We start from the raw sequence: 15,525 nt of genomic DNA, 5'->3' as shown, positions 1-15,525 counted from the left end.
TCGCCGTGACGGTGGCGCCGCGCCCTGGTCGAGCAACCTCACCGCCCCTGACTGCACCACTCGAGCAGCCGCTCAACCGGCCACGTGGTGATGATCCGTTCCGCGGGCACGCCGTTTTTGGCGGCCCGTTCGGCACCGTAGTGGAGGAAGTCCAGCTGGCCGGGCGCGTGGGCGTCGCTGTCGATGCTGAACAGGCAGCCCGCGTCGAGGGCCAACTGGATCAGTTCATCCGGCGGGTCCTGCCGCTCCGGCCGCGAGTTGATTTCGACGGCGACGCCGTTTTCGGCGCAGGCGGCAAAAACCCGCTCGGCGTCGAATTCCGATTGCGGGCGGGTTCCCCGTGATCCCTTGACCAGCCGTCCGGTGCAGTGGCCCAGCACATTGGTGCGCGGATTGTTGATGGCGCCGAGCATCCGGCGGGTCATGGTGCCCCGGTCCGACCTGAGCTTGGAGTGGACGCTGGCCACCACCACGTCCAGCCGATCCAGCATCTGGGGTGTTTGGTCGAGTTCGCCGCTTTCCAGGATGTCTGCTTCGATGCCGGTCAGGACCCGGATACCGTCGGCATCGGCATTGATCTGGGCCACGAGGTCAAGCTGCTTGGCCAGACGCTCCGCACTCAGGCCGTTGGCAATCTTGAGGTTCGGCGAATGGTCGGTCAGGGCCAGGTAGTCGCGGCCGAGCCAGCGCGCCGCGTCGACCATGTCAATCGGCGGCGAGCCGCCGTCGGACCAGTCGCTGTGGCTGTGCAGATCGCCGCGGAGTGCCTGGTGCAGCTCGCGGCCGCCTTCGGCCAGTGGCTCCGCCGAACGTTCCCGTACCTTCACCAGATAGTCGGGGACCTCGCCGTCGACCGCCTGCTGAATGACTTCGAAGGTACTGGCCCCGATCCCTTTCATGCTCTTCAGCCTGCCGCTGCGCGCTCGTGCGGCCAGCTCGTCGGGGTCCAGCCCGGCGGCCACGGCGGCTGCCTTCCGGAACGCCTGCACTTTAAACGTGGGCGCCAGTTCGCGCTCCAGCCAGAAGGCGATTTCATTCAGGGCCGCAACGGGATCCATGGGACCATCTTGCCTTCGATCCGCCCCGCGGGCCACGGCTTCAAGGCTGCAGGGGCGGTACAGCCAGCCCGAAATGCGTCTGCAGGGCGAGTGCGGCGGCGCGGTATCCGGCCATCCCGTGCACGCCGGGTCCGGGCGGTGTTCCCGCCGAACACAGGTAGACGCCGTCCAGCGGGGTCCGCCAGGGTTTGGGGCTCAGCACGGGGCGCGCCGCGAGCTGCGGCAGGCTGACCGCGCCGGTGCCGAAGTCGCCGCCCACGTAGTTGGGGTTGTACGCCGCGTAGTCGGCCGCGGACATGCTCGCCGAGTCGACCACGAGATCGGTGAATCCCGGCGCGGCTCGTTCCAGCGCGGCCGTAATCACCGGCTCCATGTCCCGGGTGGAGCCGTTCGGTACGTGGCAGTAGGCCCACAGCACGTGCCGGCCGGCAGGCGCCCGGGACGGATCGACCACGGCTGGTTGTGCCGCCAGGATCACCGGGTCCTCCGAGTGCCGGCCGCGGGCAATGGCCCGCTCGGACGCTGCCATCCGTTGCCGTGTGCCGCCCAGGTGCACAGTGCCGGCCCGGCGCAGTTCCGGGTGTGCCCACGGCACCGGTCCGGACAAGATGAAGTCCACCTTGGCCGCACCGGGTCCGTACCTGAAGTGCCGCAAGGCACGGGCGTAACGGGCCGGGAGCCGGCCGCCGGCCAGCCGGAGGAATTCCGTGGGCGAAGTATCCAGCATGACCACCCGGGCATCGGTCAGCTCGGCCAGCGATGCGACCCGATGCTCGGTCTCCAACCGGCCACCGTGGGCCCGCAGGTCCTGGACCATGGCGTCGATGATGGCCTGTGACCCGCCGGCGGGAAAGGGGAATCCCACGGCATGGGCCAGCGCACCGAGCATCAGTCCGGCCCCCGCCGACGAGGGGCGCCGCACGCCTCCCGGTGTGTGTGCGGCAACGCCGGTCAGCAGGGCAGGTGCGAACTGTTCCTTAAAACGCAGGTTCCAGGCGGGCGAGCCCTGCTCCAGGGTCCGGATGCCGTATCTGAAGGCCGTCAGCGGATGGGCCGGCACGCGGAGCAGCTGGTCCATGGTGAACTCCATCAGGGCGTTGGTCCGCTCCACCAGCGGCCCCATCAGCTGCCGGTAGGCAGCGCCGTCGGCGCCCAACCCGGCTACGGTCTGTTCCAGGTCGCGGTAGGCCACCGCCGCCGCTGCCCCGTCGATCACGTGGCCGTAGGAGACCTCGGGCGCCAGCAGCTGGATCCGTCGGTCCAGCCCGAACGAGCGGAAAAACAGCGATGCTGCGGCCATTGGATGCACTGCCGAGCAGATGTCGTGCCAATGGCCGGGCTCGATCAGCTCCAGGGTCCGCGCGCCGCCGCCGGGCGTGGCGGCCGTTTCGAAGACCGTGACGTCCAGGCCCGCCCGCGCCATGATCACGGCCGCGGCCAACCCATTCGGCCCGGCGCCGACTACCGCTACGTCCGTCACGATTGATCTTCCCCTTCCGGCCCTCGCTTCAACCTTGTGCCCTCCGCGTCCCCGCTGGCAATGCCCGGCCACCGAGACGACGGCCGGAGGGAATCTATGCCGATTGGAGAATATTCGCGTGCGGCACCTCCTGCGCCGGGCGCCGGGCCCACCGGTGCCGAGGGAACGCGGCCCGGCATCGGGAGCGCGAACTTGTCGGCAGCGCCGTCAAACTCGCCGCCCTGGGGATCATCGGTGTCCAGGCGCCGGACCGGATCATGTTCAGGCAGCCAGATGGCCCGGACAACCTTCCCCATGATGTATGCCGTTGCGGCTATGTGAGCCAGGACTGCCAGCACGTAATAGGGCGCATCCAGGTTCCGCACCGCCTCGCCGCCGCTGGTGACCTGGCCCAGGTGCATCCATATGGCCCACCAATGCATCACCTCGAAGAACTGCCAGATCAAAAAATCGCGCCAGCGCGGATGGGCCAGCGCAACCAGCGGCACCAGCCAGACGACGAACTGCGGCGAATACACCTTGTTGGTGAGCACGAATGCGGCCACCACCAGGAACACCAGCGACGCCATCCGCGGACGGCGCGGCGCGGCCAGGGCCAGCACCGCGATCCCGGCGCAGGCCGCCGCGAACAGCATGAAAGATGCAGTGTTAATGAACTCCGGGCTGAGAACGGGCAACTGCTGCCGCTGCGCGGTCAGGTTGTAGGCGTACCAGATGGACGAATATCCGGCCTCGCGCTGCCGGCTGTAGTCCAGAAAATGGAACCAGCTGCCGAAATCCCGCAGCATGAACGGCAGATTGGCGGCCAGCCAGACCGCAGCCGCAGCGGCGGCGGACGCGGCCAGCGGGCGGTACCGCCCGGTGCGGACTGCCAGCAGCAGGATGGCTCCGAGGATCAGCATCGGATACAACTTCAGCGCCGCACCGAGGCCGATGAACACGCCGGCCAGGACCGGCCGGCGCCTCGCGAAGGCGAGCATCGCCAGGGCCGCCAGCATGGCGGCCCACAGGTCCCAGTTGATGGTCCCCGCCAGCACGATTCCCGGCGCCAGCGCCACCATGGCTGCGTCCCAGGGCCGCCGGTGGCTCATCCGTGCCGTGGCGATCACCGTGACCAGCCAGGCCACGGCCGCCAGCGTGGCGTTGATGTCGAAATAGGCCAGGGCCCGGCCCGCAGACACGCCCTCGCCCGGCACCAGCCACGCCGTCGCCCCGGCCAGCAGCCCCAGCAGGACCGGGTACTCGAACGAACTGCCCGCGCTGACGAACGGCACCACGCCGTCGGCCAGCCCGCGGGTTTCGAACAGCACCGGCCAGTCCGAATAGCAGCCCATGTAGAAGTAGTCCGGCAGCGCCCAACCGTCCAGCCGGCACGGCGTTTTGACCAGGACCGAGAGCAGCGCGGCGAAGGTGGTCAAGATGATCAGCACGCGCTCAACGGTGAAGAAGCCCGGCGAAACCAGGCCCGGAGCACTGTGCCGGCCCAGGGGCCCGCCCACCAGCTCGGTGAACTGCCTGAGGAACGGGTCGTTGCGGCTGGGCACCACAATGCGCAGCGGTCTGCGGCGCGAAGAGCGGGGCCCGGGCATGCTCCAAGCGTACTGGCGGCCGCACTATCGGCCACAGATGCGGAACCGTAGGGCGGGTTGGGTGAAACGTCCGCTGTTGCTCGCCTTCCCGTAACCTTGGGCACCCCGGGCCGTTACCGGCGCTTCCTACCGTGAATCCAATGAGTTACACCGACCCCCAGGAAGTCCTGGTCGTCATCCCGGCCCGCGGCGGCTCCAAAGGGATCCCGTTCAAGAACCTGAAGCCCGTAGCCGGCCGCAGCCTGGTGGCCCGCGCCGTCGACAGCGCGCTGGCGGCCCCGGCGGTGACCGACGTCGTCGTCAGCACCGACCATCCGGATATTGCCGCCGAAACCGAACGCTGCGGCGCCCGCGTGGTCATGCGCCCGGCGGACCTCTCCGGTGACACCGCCAGCAGCGAATCCGCGGTGCTCCACGTGCTCGCGTCGCTGCCACGGCAGCCGGCGGTCACGGTCCTGATGCAGTGCACCTCCCCGTTCATTGATCCGGCACACCTGAACGAAGCCGTGCTGGACGTGCTGGCGGACCGCACCGACGTTGCCTTCTCCGTAACCGAGAGCCACGCCTTCCATTGGATGCATGACGACGGCGGTGCCGTCACCGCCGTCGGGCACAGCGCCGAAGTGCGCCCCCGCCGGCAGGACCGCACGCCCCAGTACCGCGAAACCGGGGCGTTCTACGCAATGCGTACCGAGGGTTTCCTGACCCGCAAGCACCGCTTCTTCGGCCGGCTGAAGCTGCAGGAAGTGCCCGCCGAGCACGCAGTCGAAATCGACTCGCTGGAAGACCTGGCCGTGGTCCGCGCGCTGGCCGACCAGGCAACCGCGCCCCTGGCCGGCGGCCTTGACGTGGATGCCCTGGTGATGGACTTCGACGGCGTCCACACCGACGACCACGCCCTTGTGAATGCCGAGGGCGAGGAATTCGTCCGCGTGAGCCGCGAAGACGGCATGGGAATCTCCCGGCTGCGCAGCACCGGAATTCCCCAACTGATTCTGTCCACCGAGCGGAACAAGGTGGTCAGTGCCCGGGCGCTCAAGCTCGGCATCGACGTCCTCCAGGACGTCGCGGACAAGGCCGGAGCTGTCCGCACTTGGATGGCCGCCCACCGGCTGGATCCCGACCGGGTTGCCTACGTGGGCAACGACGTCAACGACTTGCCCGCCATGGGCGTCGTTGGTTGGCCGGTGGCTGTGGGCGATGCCCGCGCCGAGGTCAAAGCTGCGGCACGGACTGTGCTTCAGCACCATGGCGGCGAAGGCGCAGTCCGCGAGGTCTGCGAACTCATCCTCGCCGCGCGTAGCGGTGCCGACGACGAACGCGGCCGCCAACATCAAGCCACAGCAATAACAGAAAGAGTGCAGCTCATGACTACCGAAGCTACCGTTTCGAACACTGTTCCCGCCGGTGTGCCGGCTCCCGTCGCGATCGGCGACGTGCAGGTCGGTGCCGGGCAGCCGGTCTACGTGATCGGCGAGATCGGGATCAACCACAACGGCGACATCGAGATCGCCAAGCAGCTGATCGACGTCGCGGCCGAGGCCGGCGCGAACGCGGTGAAGTTCCAGAAGCGCACCCCGGAGATCTCCACCCCGGCGGACATGCGGGACAAGATGCGTTCCACCCCGTGGGGCGAGATGACCTACCTGGACTACCGGTACCGGGTGGAGTTCGACATGCCGATCTACCAGAAGCTGATCTCGCACGCCGCGGACCGCGGCCTGCACTGCTTCGCCTCGCCCTGGGATGTTCCCTCGGTCGCGTTCATGGAAGAGGCCGGCGCGCTGACCCACAAGGTCGCGTCCGCCTCGGTCACCGACCTGGACCTGCTGACCGCGCTGCGCGAGACCGGCAAGCCGGTGATCCTCTCCACCGGCATGTCCACGATCGAGCAGATCGACAAGGCCGTGGAGACCCTGGGCACGGACAAGCTGATCCTGATGCACGCCACCTCCACCTACCCGCTGCCGCCGGAAGAGGCGAACCTGCGGATGATCAGCACGCTGCAGGAGCGCTACCAGGTGCCGGTGGGCTACTCCGGCCACGAGCGCGGCCTGCAGATCTCGCTCGCCGCGGTCGCACTCGGCGCGGTCACGGTGGAGCGGCACATCACGCTGGATCGGACCATGTGGGGCTCGGACCAGGCGTCCTCGCTGGAGCCGAAGGGCTTCGAGGCGCTGATCCGCGACATCCGGATCCTGGAAGAGGCGATGGGCGACGGCGTCAAGCGCGTCTTCCCGGGCGAGCTGGCACCGCTGTCCCGCCTGCGCCGGGTGGACGGCTAAGCACCCGCCATGAACCAGCCATTACTGAGCGTCATCATCCCGGCGAAAGACCAGGCACCTTTCATCCGCGACGCGATGACCAGCCTGACCCGCCAGTTCGATGATCCCTCGGTGATGGAAATCATCGTCATCGATGACGGTTCCACCGACGGGACCGGGGAGCTGGCCGCCGCCTTCACCGGCCGGCTCCCCGGCCTGCAGATCCACCGCAACGACACCGCCGGCGGCCTAGCCGCGGCGCGCAACCAAGGTCTGGACGCCGCCACGGGACGGTACATCACCTTTTTCGATCCGGACGATTGGTACGCCCCCGGGCATCTGTCCCGGATTACCGAGGAAATCAGGCAGCTGGGCGTGGATTTCCTCCGGGTGGACCACATCCGCCACACCAACGGAGTCCGGACCGTTCACCGTGCCCCGCAAGCGGTGCGCGGCGTCGCCCTCGACCCTCGCCGGGACATTGGGCCTTCGGACGATTCGACCATGGTCGATTACCCGTTCGCGCCCTTCGGCATCTTCGACAGCACGCTCAAAGAGGCCGGCCTGCTGCACTTCCTCGACGGTCTGCATACCGCCGAGGACCGTCCGTGGATCTGGCGCCTGCATCTGCAGGCAGCCTCCTATGCGGTCTCGGATCAATTGGGCGCGTTCTATCGCCGCGGCGTCGCGACGTCGTTGAGCCAGGTCTTCGACCGCAGGCAATTGGATTTCCTGCGCAGCTACGCCGAAGTCTTCCGGTTGGTGGCGGAAGACCGCGAGGCAGACCGTTTTCGGCCGAAAGCCATCCGGCAATTCCTGGCCATCGCGTGCCACCACCTCGATCGGTCGAATTCCATGACCCGGGCTGTCCGCCAGGAACTGACGTCCGGCGTGCACGCTGCCGTTACCGGCCTTCCGGCCCCTGCGGTCGCCGCCGGGATTCAGTCCTTGGGGGACCGTCGGCGCAAGACGCTGGAAACAGCAATCGGAGCAGTGAAGTGAAAGAGCTTTTTGTCGTCTCAACGCTGTATCAATGCGTCTCGCTGGCGGCGGCCATCGACGTCGCAGCCTTGCCGGAGACGGACAATGAACGCATTTTGGTGCTGACCAACAACGCGATGATTCCGGAAGTCACCGTTCCGTTCCACGAGGCACCGGGTTTCACCGAGGCGGCCAGCCGATTCGACCGCATCGTGGACCTGAGCAGCCTGCTTTGGCCCCGCCGGCCCGGCGAGTTCGGTCCACGCGAACAAGATCTTGACCTGTGGCAGAGGCTGCTGCGTTCGGAATGGGAGCTTGGCGGCGACCCGCTGCACCTCTACGTCGAATCCATCCAGGTGGATCCTGCGATCGCGTTGGCCCGCATTTTCGCCAGTGCCCGGGTTTCGGTGCATTCGGACGGCCTGATGAGTTACGGCCCCACCCGGAACCCCGTTCCGTTGGCCGTGGCCCAGCGGCTGGATTCCCTGCTGTACGTTGATCTGGTTCCGGGACTGCGCCCGCAGTTGCTGCGCGAACACGATCCGAAACTGATTCCGGTGGATCCGGCTTCGCTGCGCCGGGCCATGGAGGAACTGGACCGGTCGTTGCCACCCCTTGCCCTTCCCGCAGCCCGGCACCTGGACGCAGGCGCCGGAACCGCCCTGCTGCTGGGCCAGTATCTGGCCGACCTTGGGATCCTCTCCGCCGAGGAAGAAGTGATGCTTCACCGCCGGATGATCGAGAAGGCCAAAGACCGGGGAATCCGGCACTGTGTGTTCAAACCCCACCCCAGCGCCGGGCCCGGAGCCGGCCGCTCCATCGAGGCCGCGGCCCAGGAGCTTGGGGTGCAGCTGGACATCCTGGAATCCTCCGCCCCGGCCGAAGTCGTCATGCAGCGGCTTCAGCCGCAACTGGTCGTGAGCTGCTTCTCCACCGCCCTGATGACAGCCAAATACCTGTTCAACATCGACGCCGCAGCCGTCGGGACAGCGCTGCTGTTGGAGCGGCTGAGTCCGTACGAAAACAGCAACCGCGTACCCGTCACCATCATCGACGCCGTCCTGGAACGGAAAATCCAGGCGCCGGACCAGGACGGTGCGGACACTCCGGCCGCGCGGCGACTCCAGCCGCTGGTCGAGGCCGTCGCCTATTGCATGCAGTCAGATACGCTGGCGGCAGTCCGCCCCAGCGCGGAAACCTATTTGCAGAGCATTCAGGACGGACCCCAGATGCGCTACTTCAAGCGGCGGCGGCTGACCAAGCTTCAGCTGCCGGGCGGGCTGCCCCCAGCAGTGGGCGCGCGTCCGCTGGCGAAGGTCGAGCGGCTGGGCCGGCGTGCCGTCCGCAAACTCAAATCGGCTGTCGCTTCGTGAGGCGGAAGTGATGACGCAGACAGCGATCACGGCAGCGTTCCTCCCCCAGTTGGGTCCGGTGGTGGACCGCAGGCTGGCCCACCCGAAGCCCGGATCCGTCACCAGGCCGGGGCACCGGAGTGAACTGGTTCGTCCGCGCTTCGGCCGCGCCGCCGTCTGGGCAGAGTCGCCGTTACAGTTGCTCAGCGCCGTCGAGGCCCACGGCGCCGGCCTGCTTGGACAGGAAACCCTGATCCATCCGCGCAGCGACGCCGTCGGCATGGACAGCACGCTGAAGTCGCTGATGGCACAGGTACCGAGCGGCGTGCGGTTCACGCCGCCGTCATCCACGCTGCCCGCCGTCCGCAGCCGGAAGCTGGACCGCTGGGTGACCGGCGACGCCTATTCAGGCAAGGTGCAGACCGAGCTATTGCGCGGCGTGGTCGCTGACGAACTGGTCATTGTGGACGACGGTCTGGCAACGCTGAGCCTGCTGCAGATGCTGGTCAGCGATGGGCCCACCCCGCTGATCCGTCCGCGGGCTGTGCCGACCATGCGGCGGAAGGCGCTGGGCCTGGCCACGTGGTGGACCCTGCGCCGGATGGCGAGCCAGGGCCGACTCTTGGTTTTCACGGCATTGTCCGTGCCGGACGCCGTGGAGAAGAAGTTCAGGGCCCTCGGCGGGCATCTGGAACGGCACCGGTTCGAATGGCTGGGCACCCAGCCGGTCACCGAGAGCATTCACGAACCGACCATCGTGGTTGGTTCGGCCATGCCCGCCGACAAGTTGATCCGGCCGGAGCCGTACAAGGACTGGGTGCGGTCGCTGACCGAGGAGGGCCCGGTGGCCTATTTTCCGCACCGCCGGGAACAACCGGACCTCCTCAACGAACTGGACGGGCACCCGATGATCCGCGTCAAGCCGCACACGATTCCGGTGGAAATGCGTCTGCGCGGGCTGCGGCCCGGGCAGGTTGTCCGCGCGCTGCCCTCCACAGTGCTGGCCTCCTTGCGCCTGATCCTGACCCCGTCCGGCGTTCCGCTGAAGGGACAGCCGGTACCGGACGACTGGTGGTTGCCGGAGACAACGGAAGAGCTTCGCCGGCACCTGAGCAGTTCGCTGCGCGAAGGAGGCAAGCGATGACGCTAGGTCCACAAAGCACCACCGAGTCCCCAGTCGGCGGGGACAACCCGGTCCGGCCGTTCCGCGTGCTGGCGGTAGCCGACAGCGATTCCTACCTGAAGTTTGCCTGCGCCACGCTGGAATCCCTCGGCGAGAGCTGGGAGCGCGAAGTGCTGCTGGTCCGCTCCCCTATCCTGCCCACGCTGGAACAGATCCAAGCAGCCACCCCCGGAACGTTCCTAGCCGGCAAAGGGCCGCGGGTGATCCCCGCGTCCGGCCTGCGGAGCGCCTTGGCGGGCGCCGACGTCGTGCTGGCAGCGGCCACGGGACCCGTGGTGGAAGAAGTTTTCACGCAGGCCTCCCGGATGCCGCACCGGCCGGCGCTGCTGTCCGCGCTGCCCGGCGTTGCGTTCCCGGCCACCCGCAAGGCGCTCAACTACCGCGCCCTCGGCGACGCTTTCATCACGCACAGCCATGCCGAATGCCGCGCGTTCAGCGATCTGGCCGATGCCATGAGGCTGCCGCAGTGGATCCTGGTCTCACGGCTGCCGTTCCTGGCCTCGCCGGGCCGCCCGGAACCGCAGCAGGTCCCGCTGCGTTCGGTGGTCTTTGCGCCGCAGGCCAAGGTTCCGGTGGAGCGCGACCAGCGCGTGGCCATCCTGCAGGCGTTGGCGGCGTTGGCGCGGCGCCGGCCGGAACTGTCGGTGCGGGTGAAGTTGCGGGCGTGGGCCGGCGAGCCACAGACGCACCTGGAGCAGTACCCCTTCGACCAGCTCTGGTCGGATCTGGTGGCGGCCCGGGCGGTCGCCGGGCACGAGCTGCAGTTCTGCACCGGTCCCATGTCCGCTCAGCTCACGCCGGCCGCGGCCATGGTCACGGTCAGCTCCACGGCGGCCTTGGAGGCGCTCGACGCCGGTCTGCCGGTGCTGATCCTGGACGACTTCGGCCTCTCCGAACAGATGCTGAACAAGGTCTTCGACGGCTCCGGGCTGGTGGGGAATCTGGAGGATCTGGTGGCCGGCCGGTTCCGGCACCCGGACCATCGGTGGCTGCGGGACAACTACTTCCATGCCCAAACCGTGCCGTTGGACGAGTTGCTGGTGAACTTCGCCGAACGAGCCCGGGCCGGAAAACTGGCGACGGATCCGGAACGGCTGGCCGCGGTGCAGCGCCGGAAGTTGCGCTCGAAGCTTCGCACCGTGCTGCCCTCACCGGCGTTGAAGCTGGTGCGGCGGCTGCGCAATGCCCGCCGCCTTCCCGCCTGAGGATTACACAAGGCGAGCAGAACACGGGTTAGCCCCCGCCCGCCCGGAAATAGCGCTGCCGTCACGGGAATGCTCTAAACCGGCAGTGTGTTGAACACGGCGTAGACTGGATAGGCTGCCCGCCATCGGCGTGGCGGCCAGACAGAAGTGTTTCGAAGGAGAACCGTGGCAGAGAACCCCATCCGGGTAGCGATCGTCGGTGTTGGAAACTGTGCGGCCTCGCTGGTCCAGGGCGTCCACTACTACCGTGGCGCCGACCCGAGCGCAACGATCCCCGGACTCATGCACGTCGCGTTCGGCGCCTATCACGTCGACGACGTGCAGTTCGTCGCGGCGTTTGATGTGGACGGCAAGAAGGTTGGCCTGGACCTGGCCGACGCGATCGGCGCCAGCGAGAACAACACCATCAAGATCGCCGACGTCCCGCCCACCGGCATCAAGGTGCAGCGCGGCCACACGCTGGATGGCCTGGGCAAGTACTACCGCGAGACCATCGTGGAATCCGACGACGAGCCCGTGGACATGGTTGCCGCGCTGCGCGACGCCAAGGTTGACGTCATGGTCTGCTACCTGCCGGTCGGCTCCGAGCAGGCAGCCAAGTTCTACGCCCAGAGCGCCATTGACGCCGGCGTGGCCTTCGTCAACGCGCTTCCGGTGTTCATCGCCGGGACCAAGGAATGGGCGGACAAGTTCACCGCCGCCGGCGTTCCCATTGTCGGCGACGATATCAAGAGCCAGATCGGTGCCACCATCACCCACCGCGTGATGGCCAAGCTGTTCGAAGACCGCGGCGTGGTCCTGGACCGGACCTACCAGCTCAACGTTGGCGGCAACATGGACTTCAAGAACATGCTCGAGCGCGAGCGTCTGGAGTCCAAGAAGATCTCGAAGACCCAGGCCGTCACCTCGAACACCTCTGCCGTCCTGGGCGAGGACGACGTGCACATCGGCCCCTCCGACTACGTGTCCTGGCTGGATGACCGCAAGTGGGCGTTCGTCCGGCTGGAGGGCCGCAACTTCGGCGATGCCCCGGTCTCGCTGGAATACAAGCTCGAGGTCTGGGACTCCCCCAACTCCGCGGGCGTGATCATCGACGCGATCCGTGCGGCCAAGATCGCGCTGGACCGCGGCGTCGGCGGACCGATCCTGTCGGCGTCGAGCTACTTCATGAAGTCCCCGCCGGAACAGTACGACGACGAGACCGCCCGCGAGAAGGTCGAAGCCTTCATCCGCGGCGAGTCCGACAACTAAGACACACACCAGGTAAGGGGCCGGTCCGCGACGGACCGGCCCCTAATCTTTAACCGGGGCGGCAACGACGCCCGGGTAGATTGGGTCCATGGCCGTCCCCTCTCCGTCCCCTTCCGGGCAGCTTGACGGAGCGGCCCCTCGCCCGCGCCGGAACTATGCGCTGGACATCTTGCGCATCGTCAGCATTGTGGGAGTGGTGGCCATCCACTCCTTCGGCGAGTTGGCCGGCGACGACGACGCACGCTCGCAGCCCGATTGGCTGCCGGCAGCGATCATCGACATCGCCTTCATCTGGGTTGTGCCGGTTTTCGTCACCATCTCCGGTGCCTTGGTGCTGGCTCCGCGGGCGCATACCGAGGGCGCCAAGGCCTTTTACCGGAAGCGTGCGCTGCGGCTGCTGCCCGCCCTGGTGGTGTGGCATCTGGTCTACATCTTCATTGGCAATTACCTGATCTTGGGCCGCGAACTGCAGCCGCGCGAGGTGCTGGTGTCAGTCTTCGACACCCAGGTGTATCCGCACCTCTACTTCCTGTGGCTGATCCTGGGCCTGTACCTAGTGGCGCCGCCGCTGGCCGGCTACCTGAACCGGGTTCCGCTGCAGCGCGCCGCCGCCGCGACCTGCGCCGTGCTGGTGCTGACCCTGGCGCTGTTCAGCCTGCAGGCGGCCAGCATCCAGTTCGAATGGGGCTGGGAGTATCCGTGGAACATCCTGACCCAGTGGTTCCCCTATCTGGGTTACTTCATGGCGGGCTGGGTCATCACGCAGCTGCGCGTCCCCCGCGGTGCCGCCATAGCGGCAGGAGGCGCCGCCGTCGTACTCTCCGTTTTCAACATCTGGCACTGGATCAACAAGGATTCCACCCCGCTGCTCAACATCATCACGCCGTCGAGCTATGTGGGGCTGGGCGTGACCACGGCAGCCCTATGCATCTTCACCGCCACGTACCACCTGCTGGCCGGGTGGCAGCCGGCCAGCTGGCTGGGACGGACGCTGATCCAGCTCTCGAACGCCTCCTTCGGGGTGTTCCTCTGCCACTACCTGTTCCTGACGTGGTTGACGTTCCACGTCTTCCCCGACCAGGAGCCCACGCTGGCGCTGATATCGCTGAAGTTCTCCATAGCCACCGTCGGCTCCTTCGCCCTGACCTTGCTGGCGCTGCGGACTCCGGTGCTGAACCGCGTGTTTTGAACGGAGGACGCCTTCCGGCCGGGCCGCCCGAGGAACCACCCCTGGTGGCGCTAGAGATGGCGCTAGAAGAGTCCGGTGATGACGCCGTCGTCGTCCACGTCCATCCGGCCCGCCGCCGGTTCCTTCGGCAGTCCCGGCATGGTCATCACGTCGCCCGTCAGCGCCACGATGAAGCCCGCGCCGGTCTTGGGGATCAGGTCGCGCACCGTGATGGTGAAGCCGCTGGGTGCGCCCAGGACCGAGGGGTCGTCGGTGAAGGAATACTGCGTCTTGGCCATGCATACCGGCAGTTTGCCCCAGCCGTTCGCCTCGATCTCCGCCAGCCGCTTGCGGGCCGGACCGGTGAACTCCACATGGTCCGCCCCGTAGATCTGCTGGGCGATGGTCTCGATCTTTTTCTCAACGGTCAGGTCCAGGTCGTACAGCGGTGAGAAGGACTGTTGCTGCTGCAGCACCTGTGCCACTTTCGCAGCCAGCGCGTCGCCGCCGGTTCCCCCGCCGCCTTGGCCCCAGACATCGGCCACCGCAGCTTCAACCCCCTTCTGCCGGCACCAATCCAGCACCCAGTCCAGCTCCTCGGGGCTGTCGGAGGTGAACTTGTTGATGGCCACCACCGGCGTGAGGCCGAACTTGGCCGCGTTGTCCACGTGGCGTTCGAGGTTGGCGATGCCGGCCTGGACGGCTTCCAGGTTCGGCTCCTTGAGTTGGTCCTTGGGGATTCCTCCGTGCATCTTCAGGGAGCGGATGGTGGCCAGCACCACGATGGCCGACGGCGCGAATCCCCCGACCCGGGCCTTGATGTCCATAAACTTTTCCGCGCCCAGATCCGAGCCGAAGCCGGCCTCCGTGACCACGACGTCGGCGAGCCGCCGGGCAGTCTGGGTGGCGAGCAGCGAATTGCAGCCGTGGGCGATGTTGGCGAACGGGCCGCCGTGCACAAAGGCCGGCGTGCCGGCGATGGTCTGCACCAGGTTCGGTTTGATGGCGTCTTTGAGCAGCATGGCCAGGGCGCCCTGGACGCCGAGGTCGGCCACGGTCACCGGCTGGCGGTCATACGTGTAGCCGACCGTGATCCGCGACAGCCGGGCCTTCAAGTCGGCCGGGCCGGACGCGAGGCAGAATACCGCCATCACCTCGGAGGCCACCGTGATGTCGAAGCCCGCTTCGCGCGGCACACCCTGGGTTGGACCGCCGAGCCCGATCACAACCTGGCGCAAGGCCCGGTCGTTCATGTCCAGGACCCGCCTGAACGTCAGCCGCCTGGGGTCGATGCCCAGGGCGTTGCCTTGGTAGATGTGGTTGTCCACCAGTGCCATCAGCGCGTTGTTGGCCGACGTAATGGCGTGAAAGTCCCCGGTAAAGTGCAGGTTGATGTCATCCATCGGGAGCACCTGCGAATAGCCCCCGCCGGTCGCCCCGCCCTTCATGCCCAAGATCGGACCCAGCGACGGTTCCCGGATGGCCACCATGGTCTTGTGGCCGGCCTTAGCCAGCGCATCCGCCAATCCCACCGTCAGCGTCGACTTTCCTTCGCCTGCCGGCGTCGGCGACATCGCCGTCACCAGAACCACCTGGCCGCGGGGTTCCTCGAAGCCCGCGCCGAGTTTGGCCGGATCGATTTTTGCCTTGTAGCTGCCGTAAAGTTCCAGTGCTTCGGCCGGGATTCCCACCGCCTCGGCAATCTCGGTAATGGGCCGCAAGGTAGCGCGGCGGGCAATCTCCAGATCGGTCAGCGGAGCCGGTTCAGACATCTTCGTCCTTCTTCCCTCGCATGGGCTATATGGGCAGCAGTGCCGCCCACAGTCAACGTATCAGCCACAAACGCCGCAGTCACCGGTCCGTGCCGGAGCAAAATACGAGGCGCCTCTGCAACGTTTCCCTACCCTGCCTGGAAAGGCACAAGCCGAGCAACTCTCGCCGGCAGAACCAATGGAGTTCGACGACCGGTTCGTTCGTCCGCTAGCTGCGGTTCC

11 protein-coding genes and 1 pseudogene are annotated in these 15,525 nt (G+C 67.2%); 8 read left to right on the top strand and 4 right to left on the bottom strand.

Features of this window, described 5'->3' with window-relative positions; translation table 11 throughout:
* Window positions 1-38: 38 nt before the first annotated feature.
* Genes MNQ99_RS01130 through MNQ99_RS01120 form a run of 3 tightly spaced genes read right to left on the bottom strand, consistent with a single transcriptional unit; the run spans window position 39 to window position 4,127 of the window.
* Complete coding sequence (locus tag MNQ99_RS01130; RefSeq protein ID WP_241914121.1) at window positions 39-1,058, bottom strand: PHP domain-containing protein; 1,020 nt, start codon at window positions 1,056-1,058, stop codon at window positions 39-41.
* Window positions 1,059-1,098: 40 nt separating this feature from the next.
* Window positions 1,099-2,538, bottom strand: a complete 1,440-nt coding sequence (locus MNQ99_RS01125; protein ID WP_241914120.1) for a phytoene desaturase family protein — start codon at window positions 2,536-2,538, stop codon at window positions 1,099-1,101.
* Window positions 2,535-4,127, bottom strand: a complete 1,593-nt coding sequence (locus MNQ99_RS01120) for a glycosyltransferase family 87 protein (protein ID WP_241914119.1) — start codon at window positions 4,125-4,127, stop codon at window positions 2,535-2,537. Before MNQ99_RS01120 ends, MNQ99_RS01125 begins: the two co-directional genes overlap by 4 nt.
* Before the next feature lie 140 nt (window positions 4,128-4,267).
* Here MNQ99_RS01120 and MNQ99_RS01115 point away from each other — a divergent pair.
* From MNQ99_RS01115 to MNQ99_RS01080, 8 genes and pseudogenes are all read left to right on the top strand, one after another.
* A pseudogene (locus MNQ99_RS01115) lies at window positions 4,268-5,377 on the top strand (cytidylyltransferase domain-containing protein); the annotation flags it as partial.
* Window positions 5,378-5,494: 117 nt separating this feature from the next.
* Window positions 5,495-6,412 (top strand): N-acetylneuraminate synthase family protein, encoded by a 918-nt coding sequence (locus MNQ99_RS01110; RefSeq protein ID WP_241915434.1) that lies wholly within the window; start codon window positions 5,495-5,497, stop codon window positions 6,410-6,412.
* A 9-nt stretch (window positions 6,413-6,421) separates the two neighbouring features.
* On the top strand, window positions 6,422-7,393 hold the full coding sequence (locus tag MNQ99_RS01105; RefSeq protein WP_241914118.1) for a glycosyltransferase family 2 protein: 972 nt from the start codon (window positions 6,422-6,424) through the stop codon (window positions 7,391-7,393).
* Complete coding sequence (locus MNQ99_RS01100; RefSeq protein WP_241914117.1) at window positions 7,390-8,745, top strand: alpha-2,8-polysialyltransferase family protein; 1,356 nt, start codon at window positions 7,390-7,392, stop codon at window positions 8,743-8,745. The genes MNQ99_RS01105 and MNQ99_RS01100 overlap by 4 nt, the downstream gene beginning before the upstream one ends.
* A gap of 10 nt (window positions 8,746-8,755) precedes the next feature.
* On the top strand, window positions 8,756-9,868 hold the full coding sequence (locus MNQ99_RS01095) for a hypothetical protein (RefSeq protein WP_241914116.1): 1,113 nt from the start codon (window positions 8,756-8,758) through the stop codon (window positions 9,866-9,868).
* Complete coding sequence (locus MNQ99_RS01090) at window positions 9,865-11,112, top strand: DUF6716 putative glycosyltransferase (protein WP_241914115.1); 1,248 nt, start codon at window positions 9,865-9,867, stop codon at window positions 11,110-11,112. Before MNQ99_RS01095 ends, MNQ99_RS01090 begins: the two co-directional genes overlap by 4 nt.
* 165 nt (window positions 11,113-11,277) lie before the next feature.
* Complete coding sequence (locus tag MNQ99_RS01085) at window positions 11,278-12,363, top strand: inositol-3-phosphate synthase (protein WP_241914114.1); 1,086 nt, start codon at window positions 11,278-11,280, stop codon at window positions 12,361-12,363.
* A gap of 88 nt (window positions 12,364-12,451) precedes the next feature.
* Entirely contained in the window at window positions 12,452-13,552 is a 1,101-nt protein-coding gene (locus MNQ99_RS01080; protein ID WP_127513237.1) for an acyltransferase, read from the top strand.
* Window positions 13,553-13,614: 62 nt separating this feature from the next.
* Here MNQ99_RS01080 and MNQ99_RS01075 read toward each other — a convergent pair whose 3' ends face one another.
* Window positions 13,615-15,303, bottom strand: a complete 1,689-nt coding sequence (locus tag MNQ99_RS01075; protein WP_241914113.1) for a formate--tetrahydrofolate ligase — start codon at window positions 15,301-15,303, stop codon at window positions 13,615-13,617.
* Window positions 15,304-15,525 lie beyond the last annotated feature (222 nt).

Source organism: Arthrobacter sulfonylureivorans (assembly GCF_022637435.1).
Classification (GTDB): domain Bacteria; phylum Actinomycetota; class Actinomycetes; order Actinomycetales; family Micrococcaceae; genus Crystallibacter; species Crystallibacter sulfonylureivorans.
This window is presented reverse-complemented; position numbering and strand designations above follow the sequence as displayed.